19 protein-coding genes are annotated in these 21,581 nt (G+C 61.7%); 11 read left to right on the top strand and 8 right to left on the bottom strand.

Features of this window, described 5'->3' with window-relative positions:
* Positions 1 to 9: 9 nt before the first annotated feature.
* Positions 10 to 402, top strand: coding sequence for a DUF2802 domain-containing protein (locus tag BM344_RS04130; protein ID WP_091986338.1), 393 nt, complete (start codon positions 10 to 12; stop codon positions 400 to 402).
* On the opposite strand, the gene BM344_RS04125 is transcribed toward BM344_RS04130, so the two are convergent.
* Together BM344_RS04125 and fliK are read right to left on the bottom strand one after the other, a co-directional pair.
* Positions 380 to 691, bottom strand: a complete 312-nt coding sequence (locus tag BM344_RS04125; RefSeq protein ID WP_091986335.1) for an EscU/YscU/HrcU family type III secretion system export apparatus switch protein — start codon at positions 689 to 691, stop codon at positions 380 to 382. The genes BM344_RS04130 and BM344_RS04125 overlap by 23 nt on opposite strands.
* Positions 688 to 2,073 (bottom strand): flagellar hook-length control protein FliK, encoded by a 1,386-nt coding sequence (fliK, locus tag BM344_RS04120; RefSeq protein ID WP_091990777.1) that lies wholly within the window; start codon positions 2,071 to 2,073, stop codon positions 688 to 690. The genes BM344_RS04125 and fliK overlap by 4 nt, the downstream gene beginning before the upstream one ends.
* Positions 2,074 to 2,241: 168 nt before the next feature.
* Between fliK and ccmA the strand changes: the two genes are divergently transcribed.
* The 9 genes from ccmA to ccmI all read left to right on the top strand — a co-directional run bounded on the left by ccmA (position 2,242) and on the right by ccmI (position 9,502).
* A complete protein-coding gene (ccmA, locus tag BM344_RS04115) occupies positions 2,242 to 2,874 on the top strand; it encodes a cytochrome c biogenesis heme-transporting ATPase CcmA (RefSeq protein ID WP_091986334.1) in 633 nt (210 codons plus the stop codon).
* Positions 2,871 to 3,596: a heme exporter protein CcmB gene (ccmB, locus tag BM344_RS04110; RefSeq protein WP_091986331.1), complete on the top strand. Its 726-nt coding sequence runs from the start codon at positions 2,871 to 2,873 to the stop codon at positions 3,594 to 3,596. The genes ccmA and ccmB overlap by 4 nt, the downstream gene beginning before the upstream one ends.
* A 31-nt stretch (positions 3,597 to 3,627) precedes the next feature.
* The gene (gene ccmC, locus BM344_RS04105) at positions 3,628 to 4,371 is read left to right on the top strand and encodes a heme ABC transporter permease CcmC (RefSeq protein ID WP_091986330.1); all 744 of its coding nucleotides are present in this window, start codon (positions 3,628 to 3,630) and stop codon (positions 4,369 to 4,371) included.
* Between the two features lie 3 nt (positions 4,372 to 4,374).
* Positions 4,375 to 4,614 carry a heme exporter protein CcmD gene (ccmD, locus tag BM344_RS04100; protein WP_091986327.1) on the top strand — a complete coding sequence of 80 codons (240 nt, stop codon included), beginning with the start codon at positions 4,375 to 4,377 and terminating at the stop codon, positions 4,612 to 4,614.
* Between the two features lie 14 nt (positions 4,615 to 4,628).
* Positions 4,629 to 5,099, top strand: coding sequence for a cytochrome c maturation protein CcmE (gene ccmE / locus BM344_RS04095; RefSeq protein WP_091986326.1), 471 nt, complete (start codon positions 4,629 to 4,631; stop codon positions 5,097 to 5,099).
* Between the two features lie 37 nt (positions 5,100 to 5,136).
* On the top strand, positions 5,137 to 7,137 hold the full coding sequence (locus BM344_RS04090) for a heme lyase CcmF/NrfE family subunit (protein WP_091986323.1): 2,001 nt from the start codon (positions 5,137 to 5,139) through the stop codon (positions 7,135 to 7,137).
* A complete protein-coding gene (locus BM344_RS04085; protein ID WP_091986322.1) occupies positions 7,134 to 7,670 on the top strand; it encodes a DsbE family thiol:disulfide interchange protein in 537 nt (178 codons plus the stop codon). Before BM344_RS04090 ends, BM344_RS04085 begins: the two co-directional genes overlap by 4 nt.
* Positions 7,670 to 8,149 (top strand): cytochrome c-type biogenesis protein, encoded by a 480-nt coding sequence (locus BM344_RS04080; protein ID WP_091986320.1) that lies wholly within the window; start codon positions 7,670 to 7,672, stop codon positions 8,147 to 8,149. The genes BM344_RS04085 and BM344_RS04080 overlap by 1 nt, the downstream gene beginning before the upstream one ends.
* 84 nt (positions 8,150 to 8,233) lie before the next feature.
* Entirely contained in the window at positions 8,234 to 9,502 is a 1,269-nt protein-coding gene (gene ccmI / locus BM344_RS04075; protein WP_091986318.1) for a c-type cytochrome biogenesis protein CcmI, read from the top strand.
* A gap of 27 nt (positions 9,503 to 9,529) precedes the next feature.
* On the opposite strand, the gene BM344_RS04070 is transcribed toward ccmI, so the two are convergent.
* Genes BM344_RS04070 through BM344_RS04045 form a run of 6 tightly spaced genes read right to left on the bottom strand, consistent with a single transcriptional unit; the run spans position 9,530 to position 16,524 of the window.
* Positions 9,530 to 11,278 (bottom strand): BatD family protein, encoded by a 1,749-nt coding sequence (locus BM344_RS04070; RefSeq protein WP_091986316.1) that lies wholly within the window; start codon positions 11,276 to 11,278, stop codon positions 9,530 to 9,532.
* The gene (locus BM344_RS04065; RefSeq protein WP_091986314.1) at positions 11,272 to 13,089 is read right to left on the bottom strand and encodes a VWA domain-containing protein; all 1,818 of its coding nucleotides are present in this window, start codon (positions 13,087 to 13,089) and stop codon (positions 11,272 to 11,274) included. Before BM344_RS04065 ends, BM344_RS04070 begins: the two co-directional genes overlap by 7 nt.
* Complete coding sequence (locus BM344_RS04060; RefSeq protein ID WP_091986311.1) at positions 13,079 to 14,107, bottom strand: vWA domain-containing protein; 1,029 nt, start codon at positions 14,105 to 14,107, stop codon at positions 13,079 to 13,081. The genes BM344_RS04065 and BM344_RS04060 overlap by 11 nt, the downstream gene beginning before the upstream one ends.
* Positions 14,101 to 14,571 carry a DUF4381 domain-containing protein gene (locus tag BM344_RS04055; RefSeq protein WP_091986308.1) on the bottom strand — a complete coding sequence of 157 codons (471 nt, stop codon included), beginning with the start codon at positions 14,569 to 14,571 and terminating at the stop codon, positions 14,101 to 14,103. Before BM344_RS04055 ends, BM344_RS04060 begins: the two co-directional genes overlap by 7 nt.
* Positions 14,568 to 15,509: a DUF58 domain-containing protein gene (locus BM344_RS04050; RefSeq protein ID WP_091986306.1), complete on the bottom strand. Its 942-nt coding sequence runs from the start codon at positions 15,507 to 15,509 to the stop codon at positions 14,568 to 14,570. The genes BM344_RS04055 and BM344_RS04050 overlap by 4 nt, the downstream gene beginning before the upstream one ends.
* 52 nt (positions 15,510 to 15,561) lie before the next feature.
* Positions 15,562 to 16,524: an AAA family ATPase gene (locus BM344_RS04045; RefSeq protein WP_091986304.1), complete on the bottom strand. Its 963-nt coding sequence runs from the start codon at positions 16,522 to 16,524 to the stop codon at positions 15,562 to 15,564.
* 163 nt (positions 16,525 to 16,687) lie between these two features.
* Here BM344_RS04045 and BM344_RS04040 point away from each other — a divergent pair, with 163 nt between their 5' ends.
* Positions 16,688 to 21,574: an NAD-glutamate dehydrogenase gene (locus tag BM344_RS04040; protein ID WP_091986302.1), complete on the top strand. Its 4,887-nt coding sequence runs from the start codon at positions 16,688 to 16,690 to the stop codon at positions 21,572 to 21,574.
* The last annotated feature ends 7 nt before the right edge of the window (positions 21,575 to 21,581 follow it).

Here is a 21,581-nt window from a genome sequence, read left to right as displayed (position 1 = left end):
ACATCCGTCATGTTTGTAGAAATTCCGTCGTACCTTCCCTGGGCTCTGACTGTTGCCGCCCTGTCCCTGGTGTTTTTACAGGGGCTTTCGCACCGGCGCCAGATCCGCAGCTTGCGCACCCAACTGAAAGACCGTTGCGATACGCTTGGTCGTGAGCTGCACGCTACTGCCAGCGGCAGCATGGGCGTGGGCCAACGCCTCGTCACCTGTGAGCGTCAGCTCCACGAACTGCGCAGCACCCTGGATGAGATGCGACAGAACGATCCGCTGCGCATTTCCTACGACGAAGCCTCACGCCTGGTTGATCTCGGTGCTGATATCGACGATCTTATGAACACGTGCGGAATATCCCGTCCCGAGGCCGAGCTGGTGTCAGCGCTCAGGAAGCGTCAGGCGGCCTAGCCCCCGGCCTCCGGTCCTCAGGCGTGAAGCCCCGGATGTGAAAGGCAAACGCCAGGATCTCTGCAATTACCCGGTACAGTGACTCCGGAATCTCCTCGTTCAGCGACAGTCGGGCAAGGATGCTCGCCAATTCGGCGTTCTCGTACAGCGGGACGCCGTGTTCACGGGCAATTCGAATGATCTCTTCGGCCAGTTCGTGGGTGCCCGTGGCGCTGATGGTCGGGGCCCGCTCGCCATCATAACGCAGCGCCACTGCGGCGCGACTGCTGTAGTCCTGATCTGTGCTCATGCCCGGGTATCCACCAGTCGATGTTCCAGACGGGTAACGCTGCCTTGAGGCGTTCCCCTTCGGCATTCAAGATCCGACACTTCAAGACCGAGGTCGGTGAGGCTCTGCCGTAACAGCGGCAGTTCTTCGTTGATCCGTTGAAGCGTGCTCTGTTTTTCTGCCCACACCCTGGCACTGACGGACTGCTGGCGCAGGGATACGTCGAAATGCAGAGGACCTGCTTCGTCCAGATCCATGGCCAGCGACAGGCGCCATTCTGCAACCGCCGTGGTCGCAGCCTTATGATCCGATTCCTTGTTTTCCGGGTATTGCTCAATCCTGAGCTGGGCCAGCCTGGGCTCATTTTGCGGGGTAAGCCAGGGCAGGTCGAGCAACAGTGTGGACGCCGGCGCAGCGGCCTCGGCACCGCCTCGGGCCGTGAGCGCCTGGCTGTGCAACTGGTTGACGGTGATACGGTTCAGCATACCGGCCAGCAGCCGGAGCATCTGCCCGACTGTGGCGGGCTCACCGCTCGCTGTTGGCTGGGGCGTTGTCAAAGGTTGCGGAAATTGCAGAGGGGCCCGCATCAGATCCGCGGTTGCCAGGGGAGTGAGGCGGTTGAACTGCTCGGGAGGTTGTCCTTGCTGGGCCAGCAGGGTGGTCACAATCCGCCCGAGGGCGAGCTTCAGATCGGGGAGCTGGGCTGAGGGGGTCTGGGCCAGCCGGGATTCGGCAAACAGGCCGCTTTCCGACAGCCACTGGCGCACCTGCCTTGCGACCTGTGGCTGCGTGCCGTCGCCGGGCGACAGGCTGGTACTGCCGGGTAATCGGGACAGCATCTGTTCAACGGCCTGCCGGGCCGCTTCCGGCAGAGGCTGGGGTATGCGGGTAGAGGGGAGTTGGCCGGGCAACGGATCCGGCTTCAGACCCTGTTTGAGAGCCCCCAGTAATTGTGCCAGCCCGGCGTCCAGACTCTGCTGCCAGGGCAATCGCTGCGCCATGGCCCGCGCTATTCCGGCCTCCGGAGCCGGTGCCAGTTTGCCCATCAGTTGCAGCTCGTTGCCGGCCCGCATCACTTTGACCCAGTCGCCCGCGGCAAACTCGGTTTTACCGGTGGCGGCCTGAACCAGCAGAGATTTGCCTCGCACGTCCAGCAGCAAGTCAGTGCCTTTGCCGCCCTGTTGCTGAATGATTTCCGCCACCCGGGCCAGCGTGGTTTCCCGGTTGGCGAGCTGGAGCTGGTCCAGCAGTTGCCTCGCAGAGGCGGGTGTTATCGGCTGCCCGCCCTGGCCCGGACCGGAGGCCGGTTCGCCGGAACCGCTGGTCGGTGTCTGCCCGGTTCTGGTTGTCGACACGGGCTGAGGCTGGGGTGCCGGAGGCTGTTGTCCGCTGGGTAGTTTCATCGCCACCGAATTGATGTTGAACAAGAGTAATCGGCACGGGCTTTCGCTATAATACGCCGCGCCGGCCGGCCGCATCTGTTTCGCCACTGACTCAAGGGTAGCGCTGGCAGCGGCTGTGAATACACCCGGTGCCGTCAACACGCGCATCGTCCTGGTTACGGGGACCTGATGTCTGAGCCGTTATTACAGGCTGTCGACCTGCAGTGCGAACGGGATGAACGATTACTTTTCCGCGATCTTTCGTTCTCCATAGTGCCCGGTACGGTCACCCGTGTCGAGGGCCCCAACGGCTCTGGCAAGACGACGCTTCTGCGGATTCTCGCCGGCCTCAACGACGCCTGGTCAGGGCAAATTCTCTGGTGCGGCGCGCCCAGGTCTGCCAGCCGGGAAGCGTTCCTGCGCAATACCCTTTACCTTGGCCACCGGCCAGGCATCAAGGCGCTGCTGACGCCGGTCGAGAATCTGCGCGCGCTCACCGCCGGGCGGCGGCCCCTGCCGGAAAAGGTCCTGCGTCAGGCGCTGGCGGGTACCGGGCTGGCGGGCTTCGAGGATGTGCCCTGCCGCACCCTGTCTGCTGGCCAACAACGCCGGGTTGCACTGGCGCGTTTGCTGGTGGCGGATGAGCCGCTCTGGCTGCTGGACGAAGTCTTTACCGCCATCGACGTGGAGGGCGTCAGTGCGATCGAATCGCTGCTTCAACAGCGGGCGGCGGAGGGTGGGGCGGTAGTGGTGACCACCCACCACGAACTCCAGTTGCCGGGTATGCAGCGCATAACACTCGGGGAAGGGGGTGTTTCATGAACGTGGCGAACCGGCCTTTCGAAGCACTCCAGCATGAGACTCCGGGCGTATTGTCCGCCATGGTTGCGGTTTTCAGCCGGGATTTGCGAGTGGCGTTGCGACAGCGTCAGGATCTGCTCAATCCCTTGCTGTTTTTCGTAATGGTAGTGGCACTTTTTCCCCTTGGAGTCAGTCCGGAAGTGTCATTTCTAAGGGAAGCCGGAGCAGGTATCCTGTGGGTTGCGGCGTTGCTCTCGGTTCTGCTGTCGCTGGATCACCTGTTCCGGCACGATTTTGATGACGGCACCCTCGAGCAGTTGGTGTTGCAGCCCCATCCGCTGTTCTTGCTGGTGCTGGCCAAAACCGCGGCGCACTGGGTGCTCACCGGGCTGCCGCTGGTGGCCCTGGCGCCTGTTCTCGGCGTAATGGTGCATCTGGACGGGAACTCCATCGGAGTTTTGTGTCTAACGCTGCTGATCGGTACACCGGTATTGAGTCTGATCGGTTCCATCGGCGCTGCATTGACTCTTGGATTGCGCTCGGCAGGCGTGCTCTTGTCCCTGCTGATCATTCCGCTGTACATTCCCGTGCTGATTTTCGGCACGGGCACCGTGGCTTCGGCCGCAGAGGGCGCCCCGGTGGCTGCCTATATGGCCCTGATGGGGGCTCTTCTGGTGCTGGCACTGACCCTGGCACCGTTTGCGTCGGCAGCGGCACTTCGAATCAGCCTGTCGAACGGATGAAACAAGCTTACGGTAAGACGGTGACCATCTGATGTGGCAATTTTTTCACAAGCTGGGCTCGCCCAAGTGGTTCTTCGGTATAGCGACCCGGCTCATGCCCTGGCTGCTGGCTGGCGGCGTCGCGCTGCTGCTGACAGGCATTGTCTGGGGGCTGGCGTTTGCCCCCAAGGATTATCTGCAGGGCAACAGTTACCGGATTATCTTCATCCACGTACCCACCGCGTTTCTGGCCCAGTCGGTGTATGTCATGATGGCTGTTGCCGCGGTGGTGACCCTGGTATGGCGCATGAAGCTGGCCGATGTCTTTGTGAAGGCGGTGGCGCCTGTGGGCCTGGTTCTTTGCTTCCTGTCTCTGTTTACCGGTGCCGTGTGGGGAAAGCCCACCTGGGGCACCTGGTGGGTGTGGGATGCAAGGCTGACCTCCATGCTGATCCTGCTGTTTCTATACGGTGGTGTGATCGCGCTTGACCGGGCCATCAACGACGAGAAGTCGGCAGCCCGGGCAGTGGCCGTGCTGGTACTTGTGGGCGTGGTGAATATTCCGATCATCCAGTATTCGGTGGAGTGGTGGAATACCCTGCACCAGCCTTCCACGTTCAAGCTCACCGAGAAGCCGGCCATGCCAGCGGAGATGTGGGTGCCTCTGCTGCTGTCGGTACTGGGGCTGTACCTGCTGTTTGGCTGGCTGGCCTGTCTGCGCATGCAAACCGAGATTCTGCTCCGGGAGCAGCGCACCCGCTGGGTAAAAGAATTCGTGATGGCCGGGAGGGGCTGACCAATGGCGTTTGATTCCTTTTCGGCATTTGTGGTGATGGAGGGTCATGGACCCTATGTCTGGGCGTGCTACGGCGTTTTTTTTCTGCTGATGACCGGTTTGATGGTCATCTCGCTCCGCCGTAGAAGGGCTGCGATCGAGTCCTGTCGGCGTGGCTTTGAGCACCAGGCCGACGGGCACAGCCAGCAGGCCTCGCAACAGCCGGTGGCGGCCTTCACCCGGATCAAGGTTTCCCAAGACTGAGTGGCAGGTATCTGATGCATCCTATCCGTAAAAAACGGCTGACCATTGTGCTTTTTCTGGTACTGGGGCTGGGGTTGGCCGTGGGGCTGACCACTTACGCTCTGAGGCAGAACATCAATCTCTTCTACGACCCCACCCAGATCTCCGCCGGCGAAGCACCGGTGGATGTGCGGATCCGTGCCGGCGGAATGGTGGAAGAGGGCTCGGTAAAGCGTGATCCGGACAGTCTTCGGGTAGAGTTCCGGGTGACGGATTTCAATGCCTCGGTGCCGGTTGAATACACCGGTATTCTGCCGGACCTGTTTGCCGAGGGGCAGGGTGTTGTGGCCATGGGACGACTGGACGCCAACGGCCGCTTTGTCGCCGACCAGGTGCTGGCCAAGCATGATGAAAACTACATGCCACCGGAGGTGGCCGATGCCCTGGAAAAGGCGTCCAAAGGACAGCACAAGGCCGGTGGCGCTGCTGACACCGTATCCTATTAAACGACTCAACTGACAGCCTGGCTTCTGGAGGGCTTTGATGTATCCCGAACTCGGACAGCTCGCACTGATTCTCGCGCTGTTGCTGGCAGTGCTCCTCTCCGTGGTACCCCTGGCGGGCTCACTGACCGGCCGGGACAATCTTCAGGCGTTTGCCAGGCCCCTGGCCTCCGGCATGTTTGTGTTCATAGGTCTGGCGTTCGCTGTGCTGACCCATGCCTTTGTGACCGACGACTTCTCGGTTGCCTACGTGGCCAATAACAGCAACAGCATGCTGCCCTGGTACTACAAGTTCAGTGCGGTGTGGGGCGGTCATGAGGGCTCGCTGTTGCTCTGGATCCTGATGCTGGCGGGCTGGACCCTGGCCGTGGCCATCTTCAGCCGCCGTCTGCCGTCGGTGATGATTTCCCAGGTGCTGTCGGTGCTGGGCATGGTGACCGTCGGTTTCCTGCTGTTTATCGTGATCACCTCCAACCCGTTTGATCGCCTGCTGCCGAATGTGCCCGCCGATGGCGCCGACCTGAACCCTCTGCTCCAGGACTTTGGCCTCATCGTGCATCCGCCCATGCTATACATGGGGTACGTTGGTTTTGCGGTGGCCTTTGCTTTTGCCGTGGCCGCGCTGATCAATGGCCGGCTGGATGCGGCCTGGGCCCGTTGGTCCCGGCCCTGGACCACGGTGGCATGGGCCTTCCTGTCACTGGGTATTGCCCTCGGCAGCTGGTGGGCCTATTACGAGCTTGGCTGGGGCGGCTGGTGGTTCTGGGATCCGGTTGAAAACGCCTCGTTGTTGCCCTGGTTGTCTGGAACCGCGCTGATGCACTCGCTGGCGGTGACCGAAAAGCGCGGCGTATTCAAAAGCTGGACCGTCCTTCTGGCCATCGTCACCTTTGCCCTCAGCCTGTTGGGTACCTTCCTGGTGCGTTCCGGCGTGCTCACCTCGGTTCATGCGTTCGCCTCGGACCCGGAGCGGGGCACCTTCCTGCTGGGATTGCTGGCCGTTACAGTGATTGCCAGCCTGGCCCTCTATGCCTTCCGGGCGCCAGTTGTTCATGTGCGCTCCCGCTATGGCTCCCTCTCACGGGAGGTGTTCCTCTTGCTGAATAATGTGCTGCTGGTGTCCGCCACGCTCCTGGTCGCCGTCGGCACCCTGTACCCCCTGGTTCTGGACTACCTGGAGCTGGGCAAGCTGTCCATCGGCGAACCCTTCTTCAACCTGACGTTCAGCCCGCTGGCCGTCGCCACCGGTTTGCTGCTGGGCGCCGGCATATTCTCCCGCTGGAAGAAAACCGACGGCGGCTGGCTGGCGCGCAAGCTGCTCTGGCCTCTGGCTGTCAGCACCCTCGCTACCACGGCCGTTCTGATTGGTTATGGTGGATTCAAGCCCTGGGCGTTCATTGGCGTGTTCACGGCTTTGTGGGTGACGTTGGCCACCCTCTGGGATCTGTGGGACAAGTCGTCCTCGCGCAAAGGACGCCTGCACGGACTCAAAAGACAATCCCGCAGTTACTACGGCATGGTTCTGGGCCACCTGGGTCTGGCGATTACCATGGCCGGTGCCACCGTGGTGTCCAACTACGGCATCGAAAGGGATGTCCGTATGGTGCCGGGAGACGTAGCAGAGGTGGGGGATTATCAGTTTGCGTTCAAAGACATCGGCGCCCGGCAGGGCCCCAACTTCAGCGCCCAGTACGGCACCTTCGAGGTGATGCTGGACGGCGAGCGCATCGCGGTTCTGCACCCGGAGAAGCGCCAATATCCGGTGGGCATGAGTGTGATGACCGAGGCCGACATTGATGCCGGTCTGTTCCGGGATATTTTCGTGGCCATTGGCGAGCGTATTACCGATGAGGCCTGGGCCATACGGCTACAGTACAAGCCGTTGGTACGCTGGCTGTGGCTGGGCGCTCTGTTCATGGCGGCGGGTGGCTTCCTGGCCATTGCCGATCGCCGTTACCGTATCAAGGAGAGTGCCTCGGAGCGGGCGCCGTCCCCGGTCTCTGATAGCGGATCCGGCGCCTCGGCGGGAGCGGTTTCATGAAGCGCTTTCTGTTGTTCCTGCCTTTGCTGGTTGCCCTGGTTATCGGGATTGTCCTGTTTGCCGGAATCGGCAAAGATCCGACCAGACTGGAATCGGTGCTGGTGGGCAAGCCCGTGCCGGAATTCAGTCTCAAGGACCTGCACGATCCCGAGGTTCAACTGACCAGCGAGCTTTTCCGGGGCCAGGTCACCCTGCTGAATGTCTGGGGAACCTGGTGCCCGGCCTGCCGGGACGAGCATGACGACCTCATGTGGCTGGCGAAGGAAAAGAACGTGGCCATTATTGGCCTGAACTACAAGGATGACCGGGAAGAGGCGTTGGCCTGGCTGGACCGCCTGGGCGATCCGTACCGGAGCGTTATCTACGATCCCAGGGGCACACTGGGGTTTGATCTGGGCGTCTACGGCGCGCCGGAAACCTTCGTGATCGACGCCTCTGGCGTGGTCCGGTACCGCCACGTGGGTGTTGTCAACGAGACCGTCTGGGAGCAGACCCTGCTGCCGGTGGTGAACGAGGCGCGGGGGAACGGATGATGGCCCGCAGTCTGATCGTTGCCCTGGTTCTGCTCTTTGCGTCCGGCGCGATGGCCGAAGTAGCCGATGTCTATGATTTTGCAGACCGGGCCGAGGAACAGCGTTACCAGGACCTGATTTCGGAGCTGCGTTGCCCGAAGTGCCAGAACCAGAACATTGCAGATTCCAACGCGCCCATTGCCAAGGATATGCGGGATGAGGTGTACCGCATGATGCAGGACGGCGCGAGCAATCAAGAGATTACTCAGGCACTGGTGGCACGCTTCGGTGAATTCGTTCGCTACAAGCCTGAGCTCGACAGCCGTACCTTCCTGCTGTGGGCAACGCCTGCCATTGCCGTGTTGGGCGGATTGCTGGTGGTGATTGGCGTTGTGATCCGTGGGCGCCGCGTTTCTGCCGGACGGCCAGCCCTGAGCGACGAAGAAAAAGCCCGGGCCGATCGTATGCTTGCGGACGGCGACGAGCAGCGCCGCTCCTGATTGACAAAAGCACACCCCGGCGACAGGCGATGGTTTGTAAGCCCTTCTCCCATTGAAACATTCTGAATCTGTGACTGAGACTCAATGACCGACACTTTCTGGATTGCCGCAACGGTACTTATCATCCTGGCCCTGGCGTTCGTGCTCTATCCGGTGTTTTTCCACAGGACCAGCGCGAGAAAGCAGGCCGATCTGAAAAACCAGAACCTGATGGCCTACCGCTCGAGGATGAAGGAACTGGACGATGAATACGACGCCGGCATCCTGGATGACGACAACTACCGTCAGCTTAAGGAAGAACTGGCTGGCAGCATGCTTGACGATGTGCCCGAGAACATGACCGCCCGGCCGCTGGTAAGCGGCCGGAAAAGTGCCATGGCGGTGGCTCTGGTGTCGATCCTGCTGATTCCTGCCGCCGCGGTTTTCCTTTATGAGCGCTGGGGCGCGATGGACCGCGTGGAGCAATTCCTCACCATGCAGAATATGGCCAGCTCCGATGAGGCGCGACAGGCCCAGATGGCCGACCTGTCGCAGCAACTGAGGGAGCGCTTGCTGGCCAGCCCGGACAATCCGGAAGGCTGGGCCATGCTCGGCAGGACCTATATGCGCCTGGAGAACTATGAAGACGCGGCCTGGGCCTTCCGGCAACTGGCCACCAACGTCAACGGGGACCAGCGCGCCCAGGCGGTCGCTTACGGATTGGCCGCCCAGGCACTGTTCTTTCAAAGCCAGGGCACGATGACCGATGAAGTACGAGCCGCCATCGACCAGGCCCGCCAGCTGAATCCGGACGAGGTGAATGCCCTGGGTTTGCTGGGTATCAATGCCTTCAGCCAGGACAACTATCGCGAGGCCATCCGCTACTGGGAGCGGATTGAAACGGTTGCCCCGGATCACCCCCAGTTGCCGTCCATCCGTGAGGGAATTCGCGAGGCCTATACCCGCCTGGGTGAACAGCCACCCGCGCCGAAAGGCGAGCCTGGGCCTTCTGGCCCGGGGGTCACTGTTCAGGTAACGCTGGCTGATAATTTTAAGGGCCAGGTGCCGGACGACACCACGCTGTTTGTGTTCGCCCGCGAAGCGGGGAGCAGGCAAGGGCCGCCCCTGGCGGTGGCTCGGCTGACGGCGGCGCAGCTACCGGCAGAAATTCGCCTGGACGATCGTTACGCCATGTCGCCCCAGGCCAGTATTTCCGGTGCCCGTGAAGTGATGCTGACTGCCAGGCTCAGCCGCTCTGGTAACGTTGCCGCTCAGGCCGGTGACTGGCAGGGCAGCACCGATTCCCCGGTACCCGTAGTCGAAGAACAGGGTGCGCCCGTTGAGTTGGTAATTGATCAGCAACTGATTGACTGATGGCCGCCGGGAGGCCCCCGGACGGCGTCAGCCGAGGCCTCGTGGGTACAACGGTGGCAGATCGGGGGCCTCGTCGGTTGCCTGAGATTGCCGTATTTCCTGAAGTGATTTTGCCAGCGGCCGTCCGTCCCATGGGGCCGGTTCCTGCCCGCTCTGATCGGGCGCAAACAGCCGGGCCTGAAGGTTTCGGATTTCCGAGAGCAGCGTGTTGTGCCCGAAGTATTGGGCTACCTCGGTAGCCGAATGGAAGCCCCGCCCGGGCGCCTTCAGGTTGGCCCAGGCCACCAGTAGCTCTGGCGCCGCTGGCGACCCGTCACGGGCGGCCCGGATCAGCCGTTCAAAAACTGCCCGTTCGTTGGTATCGTGCACGGCCCCGCCGGGGCTGGTGTCGCGCTGGCGATAATGCTTGCGGGAGTACCACCAGGCCAGAGCCGTGATCAGCCATAGCAACGCCAGGCCCAGACTGGTCCAAAGCCACGGGTTGTCGGTTGCCGACGCATTCTGCGCTGAACTGGCGTTTTCTTTTTCCGGGGTGTCCGGATTGGCGCTGGTTGTAGCAGCATCTGCCGGGACGTTGGTGTTCGGCGCCGTCCCGGCGTCAGTTACCATGAGGGTCCGCGCGGGAATGACGGCGACGCGCTCACGGTCGGCCTCGGTGTCCCACCAGGGAATACGAATGGCCGGCAGGGTCATGGTGCCGGGTTGCACGGGCACCAGGGCGACCGACTGGCTGAGGGACGATGTCAGGCCGGTAGGGGTGGTTTCGGTGTTCCGCTCCGGCGCCTCCGGGTAGCTCCGAAGCCCGTCGGGCACCTGATCGGGTAGGGGCGGTAACGTCTCGGAGGGCAGGCCGGCGGCGGTCATGCGGATTTCCCGGGTCAGGTTTTCCCCGGTGGTCACTTCCAGGCTGGGTGGCAGGCCAGATTCTTCCAGTGCCAGCCCGGTCGCCGGCAGCCAGGTCTTGCCGCTGAACTGCGCCGGCACGTCCTTCACGGGTACCTCGAACAATTCCTCACTGTCTCGCAGGAACTTGAGCTTGCCGGCGCTATCCCGCATCTGGCCCTCGAACCGTATGGGCGGCAGTTTCAGCATGCCCGGGCGCTGGGGAAACAGGGCGTAGCGTCGCTCCACAACGCGATAACGCAAACCATCCCGATACTGGGACGATTCCTGCTGCCGGCCCAGAGATTCGATGATCACATGGGGATGATCGGGCTCGGACAACTCGCCCCGAATCAGATTGCCCCGGAAAAACAGTCGAATGGTCAGAATCAACTGCTCCTGAACGTACACTTCTGCCTTGTCTGCAGAGAGCTCGATGAAACTGTCTCGGCCGGTTGCCGCCTGGTTCGGCGGCGTTCCGTCCACCACTTCGATGGTCACCGGCTCGGACATCGATTCACGGAACTTCAGCGCCGGAATGGTCAGCTCGCCGGTCTTTTTGGGCGCCAACTGGTAGGTCCAGGTAATTTCGCCCACCATCCGGCTGTTTACGGTCCGGATGCTGTATTGCTGGTTTCTGGCCAGGATCTCGAAATCAGGCTCGACCTTCTCGATGTTGGGGGAAGGCAGGTTCGACATGTCGAAATCGAACAGATTGCTGAGATTAATATCGATTTCCATGCTGCCCTTGACGGTCAGCGTCAGGACCTCGCCTTCGTATAACCGGGTCCTGTCCGGTTCAACGGTCAGCTGCTGGTTCTGCGCTTGGGCCGGAAGCCCGATGGCCGCCAGCCACAACAGGCAGAGGATCGATGTAAAGATCCGCTTTACCATGGTGTATCCCCTTCATCGGATGGAGTCTGGCGCTGCTGATACTGCTGCAGGAACTTGCGTTGCAGAAGCCCGCCCGGGTTGTCGGGTACCCGCCTGAGCCACTGTTCCTGGCTTTGCGTCAGGGGTGTTTCGGAAATCTGGGCGGGCGCCTGGCCTTCGGCACTTTCTGTTCCCGCTTCGCCTGAAGACTCCCCGCGGGACTCTCTCTCGCCTTGAGGCTCTTCCGGAGACCTGTCGCCTTCCTCGCCCTGTTTACCCTGGCCCGGAATGTCTTCTCCCTGATTGCGCTGGCCCTGTGAGTCGTTTGCCTGATTCCCGGGATTCTGGTTGCCCTGGTTCTGGTTATTCCGGTTCTGCTGGCTCTGACCGGAATTGTCGGGACTGCTATTGTTTCCGGACTGGTTTTGCTGGCTGTCTGCGGGGCTGCTGTTCTTGCCCTGGTTCTGCTGGTTGAGCAGATCCTCGACCAGTTTCCGGTTGTGTCTGGCATCGTCCATGTCAGGTGCCTGGGTCAGCGCCTCGTCGTAGGCCGCGAGGGCCTGTTCGAGCTTACCCGCACGGGCCAGGGCGTTGCCCCGGTTGTAGCTGGCCTGCGGGCCCTGCGCCTGCGCGAACGCCTCCGCCGCCTGGTCGTATTGCTTTGACCGGTACAGCGCGGAACCGCGCCAGGACGGGTCGTCCAGAAGGCGAGCGGCCCGCTCCGGATTGGTCTGGATCAGGGCTGGCCCCAGTTGATCCTCCCGTTGCCAGAGCTCATCCCAGCTGATGGCCTGGGCCGGGCGGGGCAGTGCCGGTAGCAGCGCCAGCGCCAGAACGGTGAGGGCACCGCGGCGCCAGCCAAGAAGAATCAACGGCAGCGCCAGCCAGAGCAGCCAGTAACCGTCGTCCTGCCACCGGCTGACGGTCAGGCCGTCCTTGGATTCCTGCCAGTCTTCCTGTGCTTCCGGGCTCAGATCAAGGGCATTGATATCCGCATTGTCCAGAGTGAGCTCATGGCTCTGCCCACCGGTGTTTCTGGCCAGCTCCGCCAACTGCCCGGGTTCAGCCCGGCTGATCACGATTTCGCCGTCCTCACGAATAAACCCACGACGGGCCAGGGGAATGGGCCCGCCTTCCTCGGTGCCCACCACCAGGGTGCTGAGCGTGAACGGGCTGCCCGCAAGCGCTTTACGTATCGGCTCACGATACCGGTCACCGACCGAATCGGTGATCAGAAGAATCCGGCCCGTTCCGGGGGCGCCTTGCGCCAGCAATTCCGTCGCACGTTCTACCGCCAGATCCGCACGGTTGCCGGTGGCGGGCATGATGACCGGGTCCAGTACATTGAGCATGCCCTCAATGGTCCTGCTATCGTCGGTCAGAGGCGTCACCACATGGGCGTCCCCGGCGTAGACCAGCAGGCCTGTCAGACCGCCCTCGCGCGCTGCGAGTATGTCCCTGATTTTGCGCTTGGCGCGGGTTAGCCGGTCGGGTTCTACGTCCGTTGCCAGCATCGATAACGACAGGTCCAATGCAATCACCAGGCTATCGCCGGGCTGTTTCAGAGGTGTCGGCGCCTCGCGCCACGCGGGGCCGGCGAGCGCAAGGGTGAGCAGGGTAATTGCGAGCATCGCCGGAACGGCGGGTGAAGCGCCGGGTTGCCTGCCGGAACGACCTTCGCGCTGCAGCACCGGGGTCAGCAGTCGCGCGGGAATGAATCGTGACCAGCCGCTGTCACCCAGACGCACATGGCGCAAGGCGAGGCCGACGACTGGCACGGCCAGCAGTAACAGCAGCCAGAACGGACGCAGTAAGTGGAACTCAGCCAACATCGGTTTGCTCCTTGGTACGACGCCGGCCTGCACTGGCAAACTGTCCTGCGTGCCTGTGAAGAAACAGCATCAGCCATAACAGCACCGCAAGACCAGCCGGCCAGGCATAGAGTTCGGTCACCGGGCGGTAATACTTGCCTTCCAGTTCGATGGGTTCCAGACGGTTGATGCTCTCGTAGATCAGCTCCAGCTCGGGCAAACTTCGGGCACGGAAGTACTCGCCCCCGGTCTGCTGTGCCATGCGGGTGAGAAGGTCCTCATCCAGGTCGCGGGAGGGGTTGACCCGGCGTGAACCGAGCAGCCCCCTTTGCACCATGGATTCGGCGCCAATGCCGATGGTGTATATTCGCACGCCCGCCGCGGCCGCAATCTCGGTGGCTTTGTCCGGCGTGATTTCACCTGCGGTGTTGGCGCCATCAGTCAACAGTACCACCACGCGCTGATCCTGTGGCCGGTCCCGGAGACGCTTGGTTGCCAGGCCAACGGCATCGCCAATGGCCGTGGCGCGTCCCGCCATGCCGAGGCCGGCTTCATTCAACAGGGTTCTCAGGGTTTCCAGATCGAAGGTCAAGGGCGCCTGAACGTAGGGTTCGGTGCCGAAGAGTATCAGCCCGAGACGGTCACCCTGTCGGCGGGTGATAAAGTCATCCAGTACCCGTTTGACGGCCTGCAGTCGGTTGATGCTCCGCCCCTGCAGAACCATGTCCTGCTCGTCCATGCTTGGAGAAATATCCACCACCAGCATCAAATCCCGCCCCGAGACCGGCATCTGTACCTGTTCGCCAACGTGCTGCGGGCGGGCGAGGGCAATAACAAGAAGCACCCACATCAGGAGCAACAGTAGTCGCTGCCAGAAGGGTACAGCGGACCCTTTTCGGCTCACGCCGGGCAGGTCTGAAAGCCAGTGCCCTACGGGGAGCACCGGGGCATCCACCGATTGCCCCCGGGGTTTTCGCCATTGAAGCAGTACCGGCAACGCAATCAGCAGTAATACCCAGGGCCAGGCCAGTGTCAGCATTTCTGACCTCCCAGCCAGAGCCGGGCGAACGCCACCGCCTGGGTCGGCTGCGCGGATGCTGACGGACGCCAGGTGCTCTCGACCAGGGCTTCCACCAGTGGTCTTGAGGCAATCCGATCCCGCGGTGATGTGGCAAGAAGGAACGTTACCCAGGCCTCTCCCGACATGGCTTCCGGGTGCTGCTCCGGATAGCGCTGACGCGCCGCTACCTTCAGCAGGGTATTCAGGGCAGTGAACCAGTCGGGCTCAGGGCGAGCGGTCTGTTCAAGCGCTGCCAGTTGCCGGCGGGCGGTTCGCAGCCAGCGGTTCCGGCGCCGGCGTCTCTGAAGCCACCATGCCATCGCTGCCAGAGTGGCCAGCAAAAGCAGGGCCAGGACCCACCAGCCCGGGGCTGGGGGCCACAGGCCACCGGTTGCCGGCAGGTGAATGTCCCGGAGCTGGCTCAGGGGATCTTGCGGATTCATCCGATGCGTCCCCCCGGGCCCAGAAGGGATTTAAGCGTAACCGCCGGGTCCCCGGCCGTGGAGATGTCAGCCGCCGCCACCCCGGAGGTTCTGAAGCAGTCTTCCAGCTGCCGTTCGTGACTGGCCACTTTCTGCTGCCAGGCACGCTGGAAGCGGGGATTACCGGCATCGAACCACACTGGCCCCTCGGGGCCGGCCACCGCAAAGCGGCCGCTGGCTGGCAGTGACTGCTCCAGCGGATCCAGAACCCGGAGGGCGCTGACTGCATTGTGCCGCGCCAGGGCGCCCAACAGGGTTCCCGTTTCAGAAGAAATGTCGAGGAAATCGCTGATCACGAAGATCCGGCTGCCGGTGTGGGCGACTCTCCTGGCCTCGGTGAGTGCTTTGTCCAGTCTGCCGTCGCCGGCTCCGGCATCGGGAGCAGGCCCACGGTCGGCGGTGCGCTGCCGGTTTGCCAGCGCGTCGAGCAGTTTTAACACCGACTTCTTGCGTCGGGCTGGGCGCAGTACCTCCAGGGCCTCCCCATTGAACACAATCCCACCCACCTGGTCGCCGGCGGACAGCGCCAGCCACGCCAGAATGGCCGCGAGCTGGGCGCAGCGAACCTGTTTGAAAGCACCGGTGCTGGCAAAGTAGAGGCTCGGGCCGAGATCGCACAGCAGCAGGACCGGTCGTTCGCGCTCTTCCTCGTACAATTTGGTGTGGGGTTCCTGGCGCCGGGCGGTTACCCGCCAGTCGATGCTGCGGATGTCGTCTCCGGGCTGGTACAGTCGCACTTCCGCGAACGCCATGCCACGGCCACGCTGTGGTGACCTCTGCAAACCCGACTGGCGCGACCGGACCGGACGCGCCGAGGGCAGCCTGAGGGCCCGGGCGTCTGCCTGTAGCCGGATCAGGTCCGGTAAACCGATGTGCGTGGTCGCGTTGGTCATGCCCATGGTTGTGGGTTCCCGTGCCTTGCTTCAGCCGTGACTTGGTTGCTGGCCGGTTTCAGGCACTTACCGGTACCCGTTCCACCAGCCGCTCGATCACAGTATCGGCGGTCATGCCCTCGGCCTCGGCTTCAAAGGTGAGCAGAATCCGGTGCCGGAGCACGTCGAAGGCGATGGCCCGGACATCATCCGGTGTAACGTAGTCGCGACCGTCCAGCCAGGCCAGTGCCCGGGCACATCGATCCAGGGCGATGGTGCCCCGGGGGCTGGCGCCAAAGGCTGTCCAGCGTGCCAGTTCCGGATCGAGAGTGGCCGGGTCCCGGGTGGCCAGAACCAGTGCCAGCAGGTACTGCTCCACGGCGTCGGCCATGTAAATGCTGGCGACCTCGTTGCGGGCCTCGAATACCTGCTCTGCGGTGAGCTTCAGCTCCGTCTTGGGGAGGCCGTGGCGGTAATCGTTTCGCGCAAGCTGCAGGATGGCCTTTTCCGCCTCCGCGGAGGGATAGTCGATCATCACATGCATCAGGAACCGGTCTAGCTGGGCTTCGGGCAAGGGGTAAGTGCCCTCCTGCTCGATCGGATTCTGGGTGGCCATCACCAGAAACAGACGATCGAGGGGGAAGGTGCGCATGCCGACACTCACCTGACGCTCGCCCATGGCTTCCAGCAGCGCCGACTGCACTTTTGCCGGAGCCCTGTTAATTTCATCGGCCAGCACAAGGTTGTGGAAAATCGGGCCACGCTGGAATTCGAACTGGCCGGTTTCCGCCCGATAGATTTCACTGCCCGTCACGTCCGAAGGCAACAGATCGGGGGTGAACTGGATGCGATGGAAGTCACCTTCCAGATGATCGGCGAGGGCCTTGATGGCCGTGGTCTTGGCAAGTCCCGGAGCCCCTTCCACCAGCAGGTGGCCATCTGCAAGCAGGGCGATCAACAGGCGATCCACCAGTTTGTTCTGTCCGATTATCCGTTTGGCTAACTGTGCCCGTAACTCTCCGAACGTATGCTGTAACGACATTGGAAATGACTGCTCCCTCTTGCTGAGGCTCTTCCGGGGAAACCCGTATCGTTCATAGGTAGTTGCCGCAGTTTTGGCGTCTGGCCGGCAAAAATCAAGGGTTTGACTATGCTTATGTGACGATACCCCGATTACGTTTCTTTCACACTAACTGAGGTCGACCATGAATGCGCTGACAGTGGCCAGCAAGGATCAATTCTTTGAACAGTTGGCTGAGGCTTTCGCGAAAAAGATCAACAAGACCGAAGCTAAAAAAATCAGCGAATTTGCCAAGCAGCATTACGCCCACATACCTCTGGAGGAACTTGTAAGCCGACGATTCGCGGACACCTACGGTGCCGTACTGGCCGCCTGGCAGTTTCTGCAGAAGCGCTCTGCTGAAGAGACGCCCGTCTCGGTGTTCAATCCGGATCTGGAGAGTGATGGCTGGCAGTCGACACATACGGTGGTGTTTATCCTGCATCCGAATATCCCCTTTCTGATTGATTCCCTGCGCATCGCCATCAACCAGCGGGAAATCGGTACTCACTCCATCCAGCACTCGATTCTCCAGGTGGAGCGCGATAAGGCCGGCAAGCTCAAGAAACTCCACTCCACCAAGAAAACCGCCTCCGAATCCTTTTACGAGGCGTTTATCGTGCTGGAGATTGATCGTCACAGCGACCCGCAGGATCTCCGGGATATCGAGGATTCCCTGCAGAACGTTCTCCATGAGGTTCGCATCGCCGTGTCGGATTTCCCGGTCGTTACCGAGAAGGTGAACGAGATTCTCGGCGAGCTGGACAGCACTACTGCCGGTATCAATGACGATCAGAAAGCCGAGGCCAGAGCGTTTCTGGAGTGGCTGTCCCGGGACCACTTCACTTTTCTGGGGTATGACGAATACGACTTTGCCAAGGACAAAAGCGGCATGGTGGTTCGGCGGGTCGAGAATTCCGAGTTGGGGATTCTGAGAGTCAACAATGAGCGTCCGGATCGGGTCCGGCTGAACGAGCTGCCGCAACGAACCCGGCATGAGATGACTCGCAGCGACGACATTTTCATCTTCGCCAAGTCTGCCCAACGCTCCCGAGTGCACCGGCCAGCCTATCCGGACTACATTGCCGTCAAGAAGTTCAACAGCAAGGGCGAGGTCGTCGGCGAGCGTCGTTTCCTCGGCCTTTACACGGCCCGGGTTTACAACGAGCGCCCCGATGAGATTCCGCTGCTGCGCCGCAAGTTCCAGGCGGTGATGAAGCGCTCCGGTTTCCTGCGGGACGACTACGCGGGCAAGGAGCTGGAACAGATCCTCACCGTGTATCCCCGTGACGAGCTGTTCCAGATCGAACCGGACGATCTGCTTAAGGTGGCCAAAAGCATCCTGTATATCCAGGAGCGCCGGCGCATCGAATTGTTCATGCGCGAGGATGTGTACGGGCAGTTTGTCACCTGCCTGGCGTTTTTCCCGCGGGATATCTACAACACCGAGCTGCGCCTGAGGGTGGAGCAGGTCCTGGTGGACCGTCTGGAGGCGGAGGACGTGGAGTTCGTCACCCACTTCTCCGAATCGGTGCTGGCCAGGGTCCAGTTCACCATCCGGGTGCCGCAGGTGGAAAACCGCCAGTTGCCCATTTCGGAAATTCGCGAAAAGGTGATCGAGCTGGCCCAGTCCTGGCGTGACGGGCTGTCCGAGGCCCTCAGTGAGGCCTATGGGGAAGAGCAGGGTAATGAGCTATACCGCCTGTGGGCTGGCGGCTTCCCGCCGAGCTACACGGATATGTTCTCACCCCGGCGGGCAGCGATCGATCTGGAGCACATCTCAGCCTCGGCCAGCCGGCATGACCTGGCCATGAGCTTTTACCGCGCCCTCGAAGAAGAGGAGAGCACCCTCCACTTCAAGCTGTTCTATCCGGATGAGCCGCTGCCGCTGTCGGATGTGATGCCAGTATTCGACAACCTGGGCTTCCGGGTGATTGGTGAGCATCCGTTCGAGGTGACTGACCGCCACCACAAGACCGTATGGATCCACGATTTCACGCTGCAGGCCTACACCGGGAATGTGGTCGATATTCATCGTATCCGACCCATCTTCGAGGACCTGTTCCGTCGGGTCTGGCATGGGGACGCCGAAAACGACGCCTTTAACCGGCTGCTGCTGTCCTCCTACATGAGCTGGCGTGAAATTGCGCTGCTGCGTACCTACGCCCGGTACATGCGGCAGATCCGCTTCTCCAACAGCCAGACGTTTATCTCCAACACCCTCGTCAATCACGTGTCGCTGGCACGGCTTCTGCTGGATTTCTTCGAGATCCGGTTCAACCCAGAACGGTATCAGAGCCCCGGCAAGAGCCAGGCGGCCCAGCAGAAACTGGAAATCGAGTTCAACGCCGGCCTTGAGGAGGTGGACAACCTCAGTGAAGACCGGGTGCTGCGTCTGTACCTGGAACTGATGCAGGCGACCCTGCGCACCAACTACTACCAGCTGGATGAAGCCGGCGGGCCAAAGCCCTACATCAGCGTGAAGTTCGACCCGTCGCGTATTCCGGACATGCCGCTGCCGATGCCGATGTTCGAGATTTTCGTGTACTCACCGAGGGTGGAAGGCGTGCACCTGCGCGGTGGCAAGGTGGCCCGTGGGGGGCTGCGCTGGTCTGACCGTTTTGAGGATTACCGTACCGAGATCCTGGGGCTGGTGAAGGCGCAACAGGTCAAGAACGCGGTGATTGTGCCGGTGGGTGCCAAGGGTGGCTTTGTTGCCAAGCGACTGCCCGATCCTTCGGACCGGGAAGCGTTCCAGGCCGAGGGCATCGAAGCCTACAAGACCTTTATCCGCGGTCTGCTCGACATCACCGACAACCTGGTGGATAGCGGCATACAGCCACCCGAGCGGGTGATCCGTCACGACGATGACGATCACTACCTGGTGGTAGCTGCCGACAAGGGCACGGCCACCTTCTCGGATATCGCCAACGGCCTTGCTGCCGAATATGGTTTCTGGATGGGCGATGCCTTTGCGTCCGGTGGCAGCAACGGTTACGACCACAAGAAAATGGGGATCACGGCCCGGGGCGCCTGGGTGTCTGTTGAACGACACTTCCGGGAAATGGGCATCAACCCGGCGCTGGATGAATTCACGGCCATCGGCATTGGTGACATGGGCGGTGATGTGTTCGGCAACGGCCTGTTATGCTCCGAGAAAACCAAGCTGGTGGCCGCCTTCAACCACATGCATATCTTCATTGATCCCGCGCCGGATCCCGAGCGCAGCTTCAAGGAACGCAAGCGCCTGTTCGCTTTGCCCCGTTCTGCCTGGACCGATTACGACAGCAAACTGATCTCCAAGGGCGGCGGTGTGTTCAGCCGCAGTGCCAAATCGATACCGGTCAGCCCGGAGATGAAAAAGCTCCTGGGCATCAAATCAGACCGCGTACCACCGAACATGCTGATTTCGCACATCCTCAAGGCTCAGGTGGATCTGCTCTGGGTCGGCGGTATCGGCACCTATGTGAAGGCCAGCAGTGAGTCCCACAGCGATGTTGGCGACAAGGCGAACGATGGCCTTCGAATCAATGGTTCCGAGCTTCGCTGCAAGGTCGTGGGCGAGGGCGGCAACCTCGGTCTGACCCAGCTCGGGCGTATCGAGTACGCGCTACGGGGTGGTCGCCTGAACACCGACTTCATCGATAATTCCGGTGGCGTGGATTGCTCCGACCACGAAGTGAACATGAAGATCCTGCTTAACCAGCTGGTGGCCATGGGTGATCTCACCAACAAGCAGCGGAATATCATGCTGGAGGAGATGACGGACGATGTCGCCGAGCTGGTGCTGAAGAACAATTACCGGCAGACCCAGGCCATCAGTATCGCCAGCGAGGACGCTGCTACCCGGTTGGAAGAGTATCGCCGGCTGATGAATACCTTCGAAAGCGAGGGTAAGCTCAATCGCTCGCTGGAGTTCCTGCCGGACGACGAGACCCTGTCCGAGCGCAAGCTCGACAAGAAAGGACTCACCCGGCCGGAGCTGTCCATCCTGATTTCCTACGTCAAAGGCGATCTCAAGCAGACGCTGATTGACAGTACCCTGCCGGACGAGCCGTCACTGGCCGGCGAAATGTACAAGGTGTTCCCACGGGATCTGACCCAGAAATTCTCGAAGGAGCTGGGAGAGCATCAACTCCGGCGCGAGATCATCGCCACCCAGATTGCCAACGACATGGTCAATCACATGGGCATCACCTTTGTGGAGCGACTCAACCAGAGTACCGGCGCCGATGCCGCATCCATCGCTCTGGCCTGGATCATTGCCCGGGATGTGTTCCGGATCGACAACTGGTGGGATCGGATCGAGGATCTCGACTTCCACGTGCCGGCGCAATTGCAGATGGAGTTGATGCAGGATCTGATGCGCCTGATGCGACGCTCGGTGCGCTGGCTGCTACGCAACCGCCGGGCCGAGCTCAGTATCCAGAACCACATGGAGCGCTTCGCTGACAGTGTCTGGGCCATCACCGCGGGCCTGCCCGAATACCTCGGCGATCAGGCTCGCACCGCCTGGGAGAAACGCCACCAGGCGCTGGTGGACGCCGGGCTGCCCTCGGAACTGGCTTCCGTGGTGTCCGGCACCGGTCACTTGTACTCGTCGCTGGGTATTATCGAGGCCCAGGAGGCGTCGGGTATGCCGCTCAAGACCGTGGCCAACCTTTACTACGAGCTCGGCGACCGGCTCGACCTGGGCTGGTTCGCCAATGCCATTGCCGTGCTGAAGCCGGCGTCGCACTGGCAGGCGCTGGCCCGGGAAAGCTTCCGTGAGGATCTTGACTGGCAGCAGCGTGCACTCACCACCGGGGTGCTGAAAATGGCTGGAAAACCGGAGGATGTGCCCGCGTCGGTCGAGGCCTGGCTGGACCGACACCAGCACATGATTGATCGGTGGAAATCCATGCTCGCCGAGCTCAAGGGTGTCAGGGAGCCGGAATACGCCATGTTTTCCGTTGCGCTTCGGGAACTGCTGGATCTGGCGCAGAGCACCATGCACCAGCCTGCGCCCGATTCGGCGACTCCCCCGGATTGAGTATTGC

The organism is Marinobacter gudaonensis (assembly GCF_900115175.1).
Lineage (GTDB): Bacteria > Pseudomonadota > Gammaproteobacteria > Pseudomonadales > Oleiphilaceae > Marinobacter > Marinobacter gudaonensis.
This window is presented reverse-complemented; position numbering and strand designations above follow the sequence as displayed.